The organism is Gammaproteobacteria bacterium, from assembly GCA_029882975.1.
Classification (GTDB): domain Bacteria; phylum Pseudomonadota; class Gammaproteobacteria; order SZUA-152; family SZUA-152; genus JAJDNG01.
Genome location: JAOUJW010000025.1, coordinates 61,211 through 76,562, shown reverse-complemented (window position 1 = coordinate 76,562; position 15,352 = coordinate 61,211). Strand labels below are relative to the sequence as shown.

The 15,352-nt window shown below is 48.4% G+C and carries 12 protein-coding genes; 5 read left to right on the top strand and 7 right to left on the bottom strand.

What is annotated here, in order from left to right; translation table 11 throughout:
- Both OEY58_16670 and OEY58_16665 read right to left on the bottom strand, forming a co-directional pair.
- On the bottom strand, nt 1-900 hold a 900-nt coding region (locus tag OEY58_16670; GenBank protein MDH5327092.1), incomplete at its 3' end, for a PKD domain-containing protein.
- Nucleotides 901-981: 81 nt separating this feature from the next.
- The gene (locus OEY58_16665; protein ID MDH5327091.1) at nt 982-2,376 is read right to left on the bottom strand and encodes a hypothetical protein; all 1,395 of its coding nucleotides are present in this window, start codon (nt 2,374-2,376) and stop codon (nt 982-984) included.
- A 213-nt stretch (nt 2,377-2,589) separates the two neighbouring features.
- On the opposite strand from OEY58_16665, the gene ppnN reads away from it, so the two are divergent.
- Nucleotides 2,590-3,945: a nucleotide 5'-monophosphate nucleosidase PpnN gene (gene ppnN / locus OEY58_16660; GenBank protein MDH5327090.1), complete on the top strand. Its 1,356-nt coding sequence runs from the start codon at nt 2,590-2,592 to the stop codon at nt 3,943-3,945.
- Between the two features lie 30 nt (nt 3,946-3,975).
- On the opposite strand, the gene OEY58_16655 is transcribed toward ppnN, so the two are convergent.
- A complete protein-coding gene (locus tag OEY58_16655; protein MDH5327089.1) occupies nt 3,976-4,935 on the bottom strand; it encodes an HPP family protein in 960 nt (319 codons plus the stop codon).
- A gap of 200 nt (nt 4,936-5,135) precedes the next feature.
- On the opposite strand from OEY58_16655, the gene OEY58_16650 reads away from it, so the two are divergent.
- A complete protein-coding gene (locus tag OEY58_16650) occupies nt 5,136-5,981 on the top strand; it encodes a DUF3014 domain-containing protein (GenBank protein MDH5327088.1) in 846 nt (281 codons plus the stop codon).
- 99 nt (nt 5,982-6,080) lie between these two features.
- On the opposite strand, the gene OEY58_16645 is transcribed toward OEY58_16650, so the two are convergent.
- From OEY58_16645 to OEY58_16630, 4 genes are all read right to left on the bottom strand, one after another.
- Nucleotides 6,081-7,184, bottom strand: coding sequence for a hypothetical protein (locus OEY58_16645; GenBank protein MDH5327087.1), 1,104 nt, complete (start codon nt 7,182-7,184; stop codon nt 6,081-6,083).
- A gap of 89 nt (nt 7,185-7,273) precedes the next feature.
- Entirely contained in the window at nt 7,274-8,062 is a 789-nt protein-coding gene (locus tag OEY58_16640) for an outer membrane lipoprotein-sorting protein (protein MDH5327086.1), read from the bottom strand.
- Nucleotides 8,007-10,364 carry an efflux RND transporter permease subunit gene (locus OEY58_16635; GenBank protein ID MDH5327085.1) on the bottom strand — a complete coding sequence of 786 codons (2,358 nt, stop codon included), beginning with the start codon at nt 10,362-10,364 and terminating at the stop codon, nt 8,007-8,009. The genes OEY58_16640 and OEY58_16635 overlap by 56 nt, the downstream gene beginning before the upstream one ends.
- A gap of 32 nt (nt 10,365-10,396) precedes the next feature.
- Nucleotides 10,397-11,020, bottom strand: a complete 624-nt coding sequence (locus OEY58_16630) for a TetR/AcrR family transcriptional regulator (protein MDH5327084.1) — start codon at nt 11,018-11,020, stop codon at nt 10,397-10,399.
- Between the two features lie 443 nt (nt 11,021-11,463).
- On the opposite strand from OEY58_16630, the gene OEY58_16625 reads away from it, so the two are divergent.
- The 3 genes from OEY58_16625 to OEY58_16615 all read left to right on the top strand — a co-directional run bounded on the left by OEY58_16625 (nt 11,464) and on the right by OEY58_16615 (nt 15,337).
- On the top strand, nt 11,464-11,775 hold the full coding sequence (locus OEY58_16625) for a hypothetical protein (protein ID MDH5327083.1): 312 nt from the start codon (nt 11,464-11,466) through the stop codon (nt 11,773-11,775).
- On the top strand, nt 11,776-12,039 hold the full coding sequence (locus tag OEY58_16620; GenBank protein ID MDH5327082.1) for a hypothetical protein: 264 nt from the start codon (nt 11,776-11,778) through the stop codon (nt 12,037-12,039).
- A 433-nt stretch (nt 12,040-12,472) separates the two neighbouring features.
- Nucleotides 12,473-15,337: a 2-oxoglutarate dehydrogenase E1 component gene (locus tag OEY58_16615; GenBank protein MDH5327081.1), complete on the top strand. Its 2,865-nt coding sequence runs from the start codon at nt 12,473-12,475 to the stop codon at nt 15,335-15,337.
- Nucleotides 15,338-15,352: the final 15 nt, after the last annotated feature.

The window sequence follows — 15,352 nt, the reverse complement described above, 5'->3', positions numbered from 1 at the left end:
GGTTGGTGCAGTCACTCCATTGGGAAAACTCCACAAATAAGTGAGGGTATCGTTTTCGGGGTCACTGCCGCTGCCTTGGAACACCGCTGTGGTTCCGCTGATTATGCTGAAGTTACCGGTGCTGCCGCTTGCGCCACTACCGGCATCATGACTGATGCTGCCATTGGGTGCTTGATTGACGCCGGGTGATCCAACACTGACAGTGACACTTGCCGGTGTGGGGTCGGTATTGCCCGCGCTATCCCGTACACTCAGGGAAATCGTGAAGCTGCCTGTGTTGGGAAAGCTGACATTAAAAGGACTGCTGCCGGGACTGGTTGGTGCAGTCACTCCATTGGGAAAACTCCACAAATAAGTGAGGGTATCGTTTTCGGGGTCACTGCCGCTGCCTTGGAACACCGCTGTGGTTCCGCTGATTATGCTGAAGTTACCGGTGCTGCCGTTTGCGCCAATACCGGCATCATGGCTGATACTGCCGTTGGGTGGCAGATTTGACCCTACCGCTGCCACATTGATACGGACACTGACAGGAACCGAGCGCAAACCGAGACTATCACTTACCGTAAGGGTGGTTGTTACGCTACCTGTTTGATTGAAAGTAACCGTGGGGTTACTAATACCGGATTGCGTTATGGATGTTTGAGCGCCGCTGAAGGTCCATTGGTAAGCGAGAACCGTATTATTGTCCGGGTCGTAACTGTTGTCGCCTCGGAACCGAATTCGGTCGCCCACAATCACCGATTGTTCAGTTGCCGGCAAAATAACGGCAACAGGGCGCTGATTGGCGTTTGTGTTACCCTGAACATCGTTGTTTCCACTGTCAGCAGGAGCGCTGCAGGATGTCAGCAAAACAAGGATAAGATGCAGGCAAAACCCTGCATAAATGCAGTTCCAACGCATGGAGAATTCCTTTCAGAAACGCGGTGGTCCTAGTATATATCAGCATACTGCTGCTATAGAAGCGGTTTTATGAGCGCGATTTTACCGGACAATATAACCCCTGTCTTCCAAGCAACGGGCCATGCTGTTTTGGTAGTGTTGGATGTCACGCCAATGGTAATCGTGGGTTTCTAATGTGGGATCTATCCCTGTACGGGCAACCGCAGAGTCATGGCATTCAAACCGATCTCTGGATTGGCGTTTTATATTTTGATTACGCCGCGGCGTAATCCACAAACGTAAAGCCGTACTCTCGGCAATCGCGGGAGCCGCTCCTGCTGGTTGGTCCACCACAACAAAGGTTTCGTGGGATTCACTCCAGATGTAATAGGTATTGTTGGCAAAATAATAGTTGTTTTGATCCAAGCTAAAGGCAATAACGTTTAAAGGGAGTAATTCAATTTCAGCGCCGATAGGTGCGGAAACTACCACGTATTGATCGCGATACTGATAATAGAATACCCCCTCGTGATAGAAATAGTCATCGCCATCAACGTGTAGTGTCACCGCATCACGGGGTAAGTTGTTGACCGAGTCACCCACCAAGGGCAGTTGTACAAAGATAGGGGCCAAATACCACGTGTTATACCATGGCGTGCGGTAATACACATAACGGTGACGATGGTAATAGTCGTAATGGGGGCCGTGGTCTTGGTGATAGTGGTGATGACTTTCGCCACGGTGCGAGTGTTTGTGGCGGTGTTTGGCAATGATACTGTCTTGCCAGTGTTCCAACAGGCGGGCCGGGGGAATGGGTTTGGGAATTTTTAAATTCGAGCTTGAACCGGATTTGTGTGTGTTACCGGGAAGACGAATGACCCCATGAGCATCCGGCATGTCCAACAAATTGTTCCAGGATTTTTCTTTGGGTTTTGAACGTTTGTCCTGATTTGGCTTGGAAAGCCCGGGTGTATCCAACCTTGGTTTGGACAACCTGGGCTCAGACAACCTGGGCTCAGAAAGTCTGGGTGTCGATAGCTTAGGCTCAGACCGAGGTTCAGACTGTGATTTGCGTGTGGGCGCCGGTTGGTGTTTCGCTTTTGGTACCAAGGGCGTCACCCGCATAGTGGTGGGTGGACGTTCCTTAGAGTTCACCGGTTTGGATTGACGCGTTTGTGAATCTTTCGGTCTGAGTTTGTGCCGTGACGATCCCGGTTCTATTTTTTGGCGCAGGCCTTGCTCGGATTTGTGTCGGCGCGGTTCCTGTCGGAGTTGGGGAGACTTGAATGGTTTTTCAATAGGTTTAAGTTTTGGGGCGTCAAATTTTTTACTCGGATGTTTGTGTTTCTTGTCTTTCTCGTTGTTTTCTTTGTCAAATCGAGGTTGGGGCAGATCTCGCAACAGGTCACGAGCAAAGCTGTTTGTCGTGGAAAATGTTAGCAGCAATAGGGGGAAAAGAAAAATGGTTAAATATTTCATAGGCTTATGGTTGTTCACTGGATTGTCCTCGAGGTGCTTTGACAACAAATCGGGCACCCTGCTGTCGCCCTGTCATTCCTATAACGAATGCGGGGTAGTTTTCCGTCGCTGAGCACAGTTAATGCAACGGTTTATGTTATACCCGAATCAACTCGACTAAAATGCTTCGGCTAAGATAAAACAATAATTCATTGATACAAGGTCGGTCGATAAATGATCAAAGAATCCGTGGTGGATGCACGCATAACCCCTCAGGGGCGTTTGGATGTGTTGTCAAAATCAGAAGTAAGTCGCTTGCTGGATACCAGCACCGGCGGCTTATACAACATTTTTCGTAATTGTTCTTTGGCTGTGTTGAACTGCGGAAATTACATGGATGATGGCAAAGAGTTGTTGGAACGCTATCAGTCCTTCGACATAAAGGTCGTCTCCCAGGAGAGGGGCATAAAGCTGGAAGTGAAAAGCGCGCCGGCTTCGGCTTTTGTTGATGGCAAAATGATAAAAGGAATCAATGAACATTTGTTTGCTGTGTTAAGGGATGTGGTTTATGTGGGGGGCGAGATAAACGATAATCCCAAGTTCGATATGGACAGCTCTGCAGGTATTACCAATGCCGTGTTTCATATTTTGCGCAACGCCGGCATATTGCGCCCCATGACGAACCCAAAGTTGGTCGTTTGTTGGGGTGGGCATTCCATTAAACGTAAGGAATACGATTATACCAAGGAAGTGGGTTATCAGATAGGTCTACGCGGTTTGGATATATGCACGGGCTGCGGACCGGGTGCCATGAAGGGACCGATGAAAGGGGCAACCATTGGCCACGCCAAGCAACGTATTACCAGTGGCCAATACTTGGGTGTTACTGAACCCGGCATTATTGCCGCCGAATCACCCAATCCTATTGTGAATGAACTGGTGATCTTGCCGGACATTGAAAAACGCCTGGAGGCGTTTGTTCGCACCGGCCATGGTATTGTGGTATTTCCCGGTGGTGTGGGTACAGCGGAAGAAATCTTATATATATTGGGAGTATTGTTACATCCCGACAACCAGGGTGTTCCTTTTCCCCTGGTGTTTACCGGACCCAAAAGCGCTGAAGAATATTTTCGACAAATCGATAGTTTTATTGCCAAGACCCTGGGTGAAAAGGCTCGCAATCTGTATACCATTATTGTGGATGATGCGGTACAGGTGGCACAAACTCTGAGTAAAGGCATTGAACACGTGCGCCAGTTTCGAACCGATAAAAGTGATGCGTACTACTACAACTGGGTATTGAATATTGATAACGCTTTTCAGCAGCCTTTTAATCCCACGCATCAAAATATGACGGCACTGGAGCTACACAAAAACCAGGATACTCACCATTTGGCGGCTAACTTGCGCCGGGCTTTTTCCGGTATTGTCGCGGGAAATGTTAAAGATGAAGGTATACGCGCTATTGAAGAGTACGGTCACTTTGAGATTCGTGGTGAAAAGTCCATTATGGAACCCATGGACGAGTTGTTACGGGCATTTGTGGAACAGCATCGCATGAAGTTGCCGGGCAAGAAGTATAAACCGTGTTATGAAGTGGTGAAGTAAAGATTTTGTTGGTACACATGTGCAATATATTTATTTTATGGGGCCGGGTACCACGCGTTTCCAGTTTTCGTTATCTCGAATGACTTCGTGTTTGGCCCAGAGACAAAACCTGGTTTTCTCCATATAACCGGATGAGTGACGGCCGTTACCGGCAACGGTTTTATACACCACCATTTCTTTGTTGGGGTCGGAATGGTGGTATTCATCCACGATTTGTCGCACGGTCCAGTCTTTTCCATATTCACCATTACTGTAAAAAGAACCCAGAGTGAGTTGGTCCACACTAATGTCTGTTTGCTGCGAATGCGTTCGGATCAATTCGAATATGCGACGCATTTCCTGCTCTGTGATGTCCACGTACGAATCCATTTGTTCTAAAGCGTATTCAAAATCTTCATGGGAAAACGTTAATGTTTCGTTGACTTCCGCAGACGGTGATTGTGTGGGTAGGTCCTTTTTTCGCCAGGCGTTGGGGTAGCGGCGCCATTGGAAGGGGTAATTGAATAAAACAGCAATCGTTACAATAATAAACACATTGAGCATGACCGGGGTGAGCACAAATTGAAAGCCCAATTCTCGAGTGGCATCACCACCCAATACCGCCGCCAGTGCCGTTGCACCGCCCGGAGGATGAATGCATTTTAAGTAATACATAACCCCAATGGCAGCGCCAACGGCGATACCGGCTGCCAGGGCTTGGGGGCTGATGCTCAGGGTGCAAATAACGCCAATGATCGCCGAGATTAAATGTCCGGCAAATACCGCCCACGGTTGCGATAAAGTGCCGTGAGGTACTGCAAACAGCAGCACAGCAGTGGCTCCCATGGAGGCAATAATCATGGTGGCGGCTTCGCCTTGAAGTACCCAACGACTGACCAGCAAGATACCAATGATGGAAACCAGGCCGCCCAAAGCCGACACTAAACGTTCGGTATGACTTACGGAGGTTTGTTCGATACCTAATATTTCCGTCAAAGACTTGGGGGACATGAGACACCTGCATCGTTTCAAGTTGTGGCTATTTTAACCTCCGAGCGACGCTAAAACCAACTTTAGTCGACAGGGCCTTCTTTATAGGGATAGACTCACAAAGGTTTTCAATGGACATTCATACCCGCCAATGCAGTTTACCTTTGACAAGCGCCGCCGCTTATGGAAAAGTCAGGTCATATGATTAACAGCATTTGTGTATGAAACATTCAAAGCTTTCCTTGCTTTTAGTGGTGGTCATTGGCGCTGCGGCAACTTTTTACGTTTCTAAGGACACGGATCCGCCGGAACAACAGCCTATGGAGCCCATTGCCATTCCGTTCCAGGAAGAGTTTGAAGCGCCGCAAAACCAATATTTGGTTCCCGATGTGGATACCTTTTTGGCCAATGAGCCTTCAGCGGATACAGCACCAACACCGGAACCTTTACCTAATCTGGCTGACAGTGATCCCGTGGTGCAGCGGGCTTTGGCGACCGTGGTTCCTAAACCGGATTTTCTTAGCCACTTGGTTTTGAAAGACATCATCTCCCGTTTTGTGGTCAGCATTGATAATCTTCCGGAGAAAAGTTTGCCGGGACGGTTTCGTTTACTCAAGCCGGCACCGGGAGCGTTTACCGCATTGCGTAACGGCAATCAAATTCAAACGGACCCGGCCAATGTACAAAGATACGATGCTTACATCGCAGCGCTCAAAAGCCTTAATATGCGAGCGTTGTTATTGACCTATGTGAGTCTGTATCCCTTGTTCCAGGAAGCTTATGAAGAATTGGGATATCCTGATCGGTATTTTAATAACCGATTGGTGGAGGTGATTGGGCATTTGTTAGAGGCGCCGGAAATAGCATATCCGGTAGCGTTGGTGCAACCCAAAGTCTTCTACCAATATGCCAATCCGCGTTATGAAAATCTCTCCAGCGGGCAAAAAATGTTGCTCAGATTAGGGCCGGAATACGGCGCCACGGTGCGGGACTTCTTGCAGGAACTGCAAACCCAGCTCATTGGCTTGTCACGGATAACGGCAGAATCGGTCGATAAAAAGCCGTAGGGGCCACTCGTTGCCCACGTGGGACAAATATGCACGAGCCCCAACAATTCGACCGAGGGGGTATGGGTCAGGAGCTGTGTCGAGATCGCGTTGGGAAGCCTAGAAAAACCACCCCAAACTCAATTGTAAAAAATCATCATCGCGCCAGGGATAGAGGAGGCTGCGGACATCCAAGCCGGAAAATACTCTGGCTTCCAGATTGAGTTTCCAACTGTCACCCAAACGTCGTGAGCCTTCCAAACTAAACATGCGCCCCTTGTTATCCAAGTCTAAAATAACACCGGCCAGCAGGTCTGTGGATTGGGCATCGTTAAAGGCGATACGGCTGCCCACCATCAGATGATTGTTGAAAACCGCCGCATCGCCGCGGTCATCGAATAAGTATTCGCTGATCACTCCCACATCCACAGCGGATTCCAATATGCCGACAAAGGTGTATTCAAATCCCCCGGTCAGGGCCGTGTGTCGCCGGTTCGTGCTGTCACGAGAAATCCATTCCAGTTTCAGCAACCAGTTATCCATGGTGGCTTGAACGTCCATGCCGGTTTGTGACATGAGTGCATAATGGGGGATAAGCACCGGTTCTCCCTGCGGGTTCAGTCCCGGGGTTAGCGTCGGTTCACGATTGGTCCCGTAAAATTGACTCAGACCAATGTCCCAAACATCCACGGAATGATGCCAGCGCACGGCATAATCCACATGCCGGTCTTCTTGCGAAGATTCATAAGTGCTCCCGCTGGTATCCACCACGACAGGGGTTCTAGGTCGACCGTCTTTTGCGGCAAAGGTGCGTTGCCGAAACCCGGTGAGCACATACACATCCACAATGCCCAGATCACTGACGAAAGAGGCGTTGATCATGGGCTGTCCCAGTTTGTCCTCACCGTCGGGATTTTCCAGGAAGTCAGTCTGATTGATGACATCCACCAGGTGTTGTGATTCAGTCACTCCCCAGAACACTTTGCGTATGCCTACGCGTAACTCCCAGTCGGCATACACACCCAACCAGGTCAGTTCACGAACATCCGCGTGACTGCGTTCTTCGTCATGTCGGTCGTAGCGTACAAAGGGGGTAAAGCCAAAGCTGTACTTGCCATTGTCCCATTGCTGTGTGTATTGCGGCTCCACGGCAATAGACGCATAGCTTTGCTGTTGTTCCGCATAGAGTCCGGGGTGTTGAAAGTATCGAAATTGAGTTTCCACATTTCCAGACCACCGACCGTCACTCAGGGCAGTCAGTGGAAACAGGAGTAAAAGACTTATAAGTATGGGTCTGAACATGGTGTATTGAATTATCGGATTCTTTTAAGTGCATTTCGATCGAAATCCTTATCACTCAGATTGATCCCGAATTGAAAGTTTTCCCAAAGCAGCGTCGTGCTTTTGTTGGTGACATGATTTTTCATTTCCATCCGCGACGGACGCCAGTACTTGTCCAGGTATTGTTTGAATTCGTGTTGTGTCAGGGTTTTCATCAGCTCGTTTTTTCGGTCATAGAAATCGATTTTCAGAGGACGGTAAGTTTGTTTGTCCATCCAAGTAATCAGACGGGTATATCCGGAGTGTTTATAGGTGGGTACCCGTTCCACCACAAAGCAATCCCGGTTCTCAATTTTCTCGTCGCGCAGCCACTTATAAGTATATTTTCCCACTTCCTGGGAAGAGATATCTTCATAGGCAAACTCACTTCCCATAAAGGGCCCGGATTTGTTGTTGGAGGAAATCCGTTTTACTCGTTTTAAGGCGGGCAAATACAGCCATTGTTCATCCGCCTTTTGTACATGGGTGTAACTTAAAAACGCAGTCCCTTTCACGTCCGGTGGTGTATCAAAAATCGACAGAGCCTTATCACCATCGCCGGATACTTCCAGAGTTTTGGAGCGTATGGCGCGAGTACTTTCCCGGCCTTCGGCGTTGCGTAGAATCATTTTCATGGTGGAACTCTGGCTTTTCCAGCCCGTGTCTCGAACATCAGCTTCTTGGGCTATCTGCAGCCCTTTTTCCTCTGCCGTCTGCGCCTGGGCGTTAAGCAGAGGCAGTGCTGCGAACCATAGTGTCAGCGCCAGTATCCGCTTGTTCATTGGTTTTCTCCTCGAGTTTCATTAATAAAGGTGGCAGGAATAAAAAGTCGGCCATCAATGCAAAGGCAATGACCACGGATGTGAGCAGACCCATACCCGAATTCAATTGGAAACTGGATAGTGACAGCACTAAAAATCCCATGACCAGCACGATAGAAGTGATAGTTAGAGCCAATCCTACCGTGGTAAAGGCATATCGCACCGCCTCCTGCGAATTGAGGTTTTTTTCACGACGGGCCCGCAAGTATTTACTGAGAAAGTGTACCGTGTCATCCACCACAATTCCCAAGGTCATACTGGCAACGACGGACAGGCTTAAGCCCACTTCGCCCACCAATATGCCCCAAAGCCCGAATCCCATCGCAGCGGGTACTAAATTGGGTACCATGCTGACAATGCCAATTTTTACGGACCGTAGTGCGAAAATCAGTATTATGGAAATCAACACCAAGGCCAAAGTGGTACCGGTCAACATACTTTTGATATTAACTTCCCCTATATGGGCAAACATCAAGGAGGTGCCACTGCCCTTGGAGCCTTTGAGAATTTGCGTATTGGCTTCCAGCCAGTTTTGTGCCCGCTGTTCCAGTTCTATCAATTGATTGGATGAGATGGTTTTCAATGTTGCCGTGAAGCGTGTTGCGGATTTGTCCACATTAATCTGGTTGTTCAGGTCCAGGCGATAGGGTAGAGACATTTCATACAACAGCAGGAACTGAGCCGCCAAATCTTTTCGCTCGGGTTGTCGATAGTAAGTCGGGTCATCGCCATTCATGTTTTTATTGATACGTTTCATCACATCGGAAAATGTGCTGACATGAATGGTTTCCGGCTGACGCCTAAACCATTCGGCGAATTGTTCCACTTCATTCAAGTACACAGGATCGCTGATGCCGTCCTTTTTACCCGACTCCAGTGAGTAGTCGATGATATACAAGCCGCTGAGGTTTTCCGCCATGAAATCCGCATCCTGGCGAAAGGTGACACTTTCATCAAAGTAGTGTACGAAAACGTCGTTCAGTTCGTTTTTGGGGACAAAAGCGACCAGCACTGCGATCAGTCCCAACATCCCCCACATGAACTTGCGTCGATGGCTCACCACTGTATTACCCAAACGTCCCATCAGTCGGTCGCCGGTGGTTTGTTTTTGCGGACGAACTCGGGTCGGCAACAGCATCATGACGGCCGGCAGGAAAAACACCGCTAGTATAAACGATACCAGTACGCCGATAGCTACCATGGTTCCCAGATGCTGGAACGGGGGTACATCAGAGAAATTCATGGTAAGAAATCCAATGGAGGTAGTGAGGCTGGCCAGGAATACCGGTTGGAAATTGATGCGCAAGCTCTCCACCATGGCGTCGGGTTTGGATTTTTCCAGGCGCAGTTCGTGAAGATAAGTCACCAACACATGCACCGCATTGGCAATGGCCACTGTGAGTATGATAGTGGGCGTTGCGGACGAAGGTGGGCTGATGGGAAAGCCCAGGTAGAATCCCAATCCCATAGCGCTGACTATGGAAAAGACGATCAACACCATGGTGGCCAGTGCCCCACTAACACCTTTAATGAGAAACCCCAGCGCGATCAGCATTACAGCGAAACTGATGGGGACCAGTGACTGCATATCCTGTTTAGATGACTCGGAGAATGCATTATTCATCATGGTAATGCCGCTTAAACGAATACTGACATCGGCATACTTGGATTCGAATTTTGCAGCCAGATCCCGTGCGAAGGCTACCGCTTGCGGTACTTCCGTGGCGGGATTTTTGCCCGGTAGTTGAATGGTGACGTTGACACCGGCTACGTGAGCTCTATCGGACACAATCCGGTTGAGCAGCACCGGCTCGCTCAAAGCGATCTTTTCAATATGCGCCAGACCGGCGGGAGACAAATCAGCTTCTTCGCCTACCAAGTCACCCACATACAAGTCATCGCCATCCGCTCGGGTGTTTTGAAAATTAGTCACCGAATCCACACGAATGGAAAACGGGATCTGCCATGCGTCTGTAGTCAGTTCCCGGATGATTTTCAGCGTGGACTCAGTAAACACCTTGCCATCCTTGGGGATGACCATGAACATGATATTGTCGTTTTTAGTGAAATTTTTCTCCAGTTGCTCAAAGGCCACCAACTGGGGATTGTCATGACTGAAAAACACGCGATAGCTGGTGGTTAGACTGAACAGACGCAAACCGCTGGCAGCCATTAACACTGTCAACAGAGTGATGAGCATCACTTTCCAGGGATGGCTCACCACCCAACGCGAGTATTGGAGTAAACGTGTGTTGTCATTCATGATGCGGGTTCCTAGGGGAAAGATTCAACGGATCAGCGTGATTTCAGGCCGTCAATAAGCAGGTCTACCAGTGAATGGGCTTTGTGCTGCAATGATTCCAGTGTGTATAAGTGCATAAACGTGGGTACATCGAAAACGGTAATAGCGACTAATATGGACTGGGCAGCTTGCTGGGTATTCTCAACCTGAAATTCTCCCTTGCGGTTGCCCTCCGCAATGAGTTGCATTAACAGGTTTTGTTTGGCCTCCATGTGAGCGTAGACCAGATCCATTTTGCTGTCACAAATGGCTGTGACCATTTCATTTATACGCGGCGTTTCTGAAATCTGGCAGTTTGTTTCTCTGAGCGTTTCCAGGACAAAGCGTCGAAGTTTTTCTGAAGCACTTAAATCGGTTTGCAGCACATCGGATAAAATTCGAACCTTGTTGGAGAGACAGTCGCAAGCGAGCCTGGCGCCGATGTCCAGTTTGTTTTCAAAGTGCCGGTACAAGTTTGCCGCCGACATATCACAATCTTTAGCAATTTCGGCCATAGTGGTTTTGTTGTAACCGTAACTTTGAAATCGTTCTCGTGCAGCGTCGAGGATTTTCAGTTTGGTTTCGTCACCCTTGGGGGGATTCACCGTGGTTTGTGCAAAAGTGAGGTTTTCGTCCATGGGAAAGAAGTGTAGTTGCTGCGATGTGAATAATCAATAAAATATTCACTATTTAATATTCACATAAGCTTGTATGGGAGAAATAAAGTAAGCTGATGAAAATCAAATAAAAAAGCCCCGGAAGACCGAGGCTCAAAGGTAATGCCAACTCTGTATTCATCACACAAAGGGGAAAGATGAATACTTCAAGGGGTACTGTGCTAGGAGGTTGCACAGTATGGTCGAATATTATAATACATTAATATAGATGTCAACTATTTTTCCCCCCTGCAATGCAATCAAAACGGTCGTTGCATCTTTCTCTGTTACACCAATGCTAAATCAATGACATAAAAGGAGAACATCATGAGAACAATCTTGTCAGCCCAGAAACAGGTATTAAGTCTCTTGCGTCAGGCCAAACAAAAACTGCACAAAATGCTGGAGAAAAAGCCGGGGAGCCCATGTCTAAGTTAGATCAAAGTGTTAAAAACTTTTATAACTCAAAACAGTTGGACCCGAAATCACTGCAACGAATTCTGGCTCAGGGAGTTGCAAACCGGGTTAGCGCCAACGGTCATCGAAAATTCACCTGGGGAATGGCGGCTGTCCCGGCCTTGGTTGTAGGGATTACGCTGAGCTTATACAACAATCACGAGGGAGGTTTGTCCGCTGAGATATTGGCCCGTCTGATGTTGGAAGAAATTCACATGAATCACCAGAAAAACCCGGACGTGGAGTTTGCATTAAGTGATGCGTCAGCGTTGAGTCGGTAAATGAATCGTTTAGGTTTTGCTATAGAATTACCGTCCACCCTGGCGCACGAGTTTGGTTTGTTGGGGGGCGCGATATTGTTCTATTCAGGGAAACCTGGCAGCCCAATTGAAATTGAAGCACAAAAAAAAAGGTTATCTGGCCACGCTGTATTTGGCACCTCGAAATACCCGTTTGGACCGGGTGCAACTGATACAGGATCAACCCTCCTCCTTACCATTAACCGGCCCACCGTGGCAGTAAGCCAAATGTTTGCCACAAAGTGACATTTTCACCTCCTTAGTCTGCTGCAAAGTAGCGCCTGCCGGTCTATGCTTTAAATAGGCGTAGGATCTTGTTTTTAGGGGTATTAAGCAAGCACAGTGGGGTGAATGAACTGCTTATGTTGGAAGCGGTTGTAAAGTTAAAATGGTCCCTTTCTTTCAGGTTTTTTGCTGCGATAATTGGTATCACTGTTGCAAGTTTTTCATGCTCAAAGACACTACGTATAAGTTGTGCACACCCTGTCGTTTGTTCGTTAATTGATCAGTTTACTGAGGCGGTAAAGCTTTGGGCAATCAAGCCGATAGGTTTTACAGGGTCCTTTCGTTTATCGATTGGAGGGGCAGACCTGGGCCTCTTAGGTAGGCCTTGGCAAGAGCTTCACTCACAGCGGATGATAGAGGATGTACTCACAGATACCAAATTTTGGATGCTCGCATGAGAAGGTTTAAGAATAATTCTCACCTTAATAGCAGTAATGCACCATTCGTTGAGGAACTCTATGCGGCGTATCTGAAAAAACCTACATCCGTTAGCTCTGAGTGGCAAAAGTATTTTCAACAGTTGCAAAGCCAGGACACCGAAGCTCCACCGGATGTGGACCATCAGGAGATCCGCGACGAATTCGCCCGCATTAATCGTGATACCCGTCAACCGGCGGCTCCGTTGGCACGCATGCTCAGTGCTGATGCCGAGTCCAAACAAATCCACGTATTACAATTAATCAATGCTTATCGTTTTCGAGGGCACCAGCACGCCGAGTTCGACCCTTTGCACTTGAATGCCAAGGAACATGTGCCTGAGCTGGAGCTACAGCACCATAGTTTGTCCGACTTGGATTTGGATATGGTGTTTAATACCGGCTCCTTAATGGGACCACGACAGGCTTCTTTGCGTGAAATTTTAGAAATATTGAAACAGACATATTCCGGTCAGATCGGCGTGGAATATATGCACATCACCGACACGGAGGAAAAACGTTGGATCCAGCATAGGCTGGAAAGCGTATGCAGTACTCCTAAATTCAGTGAAGCCAAACAGCAGCGATTATTGGAACGTGTAGTCGCAGCCGGTGAGTTTGAGCGCTATTTACATACCCGCTACGTGGGGCAGAAACGTTTTTCTCTGGAGGGTGCCGAGAGCCTCATTCCATTGATGGATGAATTAATCCAGAGGGCAGGTGGTCGGCACAAAGTGACTGAAGTGGTGCTGGGTATGGCTCATCGGGGTCGTCTCAATGTGTTGACCAATATCTTAGGCAAAGCACCCAATACCTTGTTTATGGAATTTGAAGGAAAAGTTCACAGCAATGGCAACGGCGGTTCCGGTGATGTGAAGTACCATCAGGGTTTTTCCTCGGACATTCAAACTGAGAGCGGTATCGTTCATTTGGCTCTGTCTTTTAATCCGTCACATTTGGAAATCATCGGGCCTGTGGTGGAAGGGTCCACACGGGCACGGCAAAATCGCCGGGGTGATCTAAGCGGATCTTTGGTTTTGCCCATATTGGTCCACGGTGATGCTGCTTTTGCCGGACAGGGTGTGGTTATGGAAACCTTCCAAATGTCCGAAGCTCGCGGTTACACCACCGGGGGAACGGTACATATTGTGGTTAACAACCAGATCGGTTTTACCACCAGCAATCCGCTGGATGCACGCTCCACCGTGTATTGTACCGAAGTGGCGCGTATGGTACAGGCACCCATATTTCATGTTAACGGTGATGATCCGGAAGCCGTGGTGTTTGCAGCACAGCTCGCTTTGGATTTTAGAATGCGATTTCAAAAAGATGTGGTGTTGGATATGGTATGTTACCGGCGTCATGGTCACAGTGAAGCGGATGAACCGTCGGCCACCCAACCCATGATGTATAAGCAAATCAAGGCTCATCCACCGGTTGCGCAATTGTATGCGGAATCTTTGGTGCAAAAGTCCGGGGTTGATCCGCACCTGGTCGACCAAATCAAAAAAGAGTATCGCGAAGCGCTGGAACATGGTGAATGCGTGGCGCCCAATATTATAACGGGTACTTTTGACAAACCCTACTGGGTGGACTGGAAGCCATACTTACAAGCCAATGATTTTCAACAAGTGGATACCAGTCTATCTGCAGAAGATGTGCGTCGTTTGATGTTTAAATCGTGTGAGGTGCCGGAAGATATATCGGTCCATACTCAGGTATCGCGGATTTTCAAAAGTCGACGTCAAATGGCTCAAGGTGAAATTCCCATGGATTGGGGTTTTGCAGAAACCTTGGCTTACGCCTCTTTGCTTCAATCCGGTTTTCCGGTGCGTATTTCAGGTCAGGACTGTGGTCGGGGAACGTTTTTTCATCGCCATGCAGTGGTGCACGACCAAAAAGACGGATCCGCCTATATCCCATTGCAGTTTTTGTCTGAAGAGCAGGCGCACTTTACCATAATCGACTCTTTGTTGTCTGAGGAAGCGGTGCTGGCGTTTGAATACGGTTACAGTACTGCCGCTCCGTACTCTCTGGTTATCTGGGAGGCTCAGTTCGGTGATTTTGCTAACGGTGCCCAGGTGGTGATAGATCAGTTTATCAGCTCCGGTGAATCCAAGTGGGGTCGCTTGAGTGGTTTGGTTATGTTCTTGCCGCACGGGTTTGACGGCCAAGGGCCGGAGCATTCCTCGGCTCGATTGGAGCGCTATTTACAGTTGTGCGCTGAAGATAATATGCAGGTTATCGTACCTACTGTGCCTGCACAAATCTTCCACGCCTTGCGCCAACAAATGCTGAGCAATGTGCGTAAACCTTTGGTGGTGATGTCACCCAAGAGTTTGCTTAGGCATAAGTATTCTGTGTCCGCATTGGAAGATGTCTGTGAAGGTGGCTTTAGAGCGGTCATCCCGGAAGTCGACGAGATCCAAGCGGCCCAAGTGAATAAAGTGGTCCTGTGTTCAGGTAAAGTGTACTTTGATTTGTTGGATGCACGACGTGAGCGGGGTATCAATAAGGTCGCTATCGTGCGTTTGGAACGCTTGTATCCATTCCCACAGCAAGAGTTGGAGCAGTGCCTGCAACACTATCCCAACGCCGTCGATATTGTTTGGTGCCAGGAAGAACCGAAGAATCAAGGTGCCTGGTATTACATCCAGTCTTTATTGTTGAAAATGACCAAGCCAAATCAAACCCTGCAGGTGACGGCTCGACCTGCATCGGCATCACCGGCGGTGGGTTATTATCAAAAACACATCGACCAGTTACACGAGTTGATCAATGATGCTCTGGGCTTAAGTGAGGTACAAATGGTCAATACAAGCAATGTCAAAACGAGCAATTAGTCAAAGCAAACAACT

Bases quoted from the DNA above. Each gene is read 5' to 3' on its own strand.
- OEY58_16620 (MDH5327082.1), top strand. From the start codon at position 11,776: ATGAATCGTTTAGGTTTTGCTATAGAATTACCGTCCACCCTGGCGCAC.
- OEY58_16640 (MDH5327086.1), bottom strand. From the start codon at position 8,062: ATGAACAAGCGGATACTGGCGCTGACACTATGGTTCGCAGCACTGCCT.
- OEY58_16650 (MDH5327088.1), top strand. From the start codon at position 5,136: ATGAAACATTCAAAGCTTTCCTTGCTTTTAGTGGTGGTCATTGGCGCT.
- OEY58_16635 (MDH5327085.1), bottom strand. From the start codon at position 10,364: ATGAATGACAACACACGTTTACTCCAATACTCGCGTTGGGTGGTGAGC.
- OEY58_16630 (MDH5327084.1), bottom strand. From the start codon at position 11,020: ATGGACGAAAACCTCACTTTTGCACAAACCACGGTGAATCCCCCCAAG.
- OEY58_16615 (MDH5327081.1), top strand. From the start codon at position 12,473: ATGAGAAGGTTTAAGAATAATTCTCACCTTAATAGCAGTAATGCACCA.
- OEY58_16655 (MDH5327089.1), bottom strand. From the start codon at position 4,935: ATGTCCCCCAAGTCTTTGACGGAAATATTAGGTATCGAACAAACCTCC.
- OEY58_16625 (MDH5327083.1), top strand. From the start codon at position 11,464: ATGTCTAAGTTAGATCAAAGTGTTAAAAACTTTTATAACTCAAAACAG.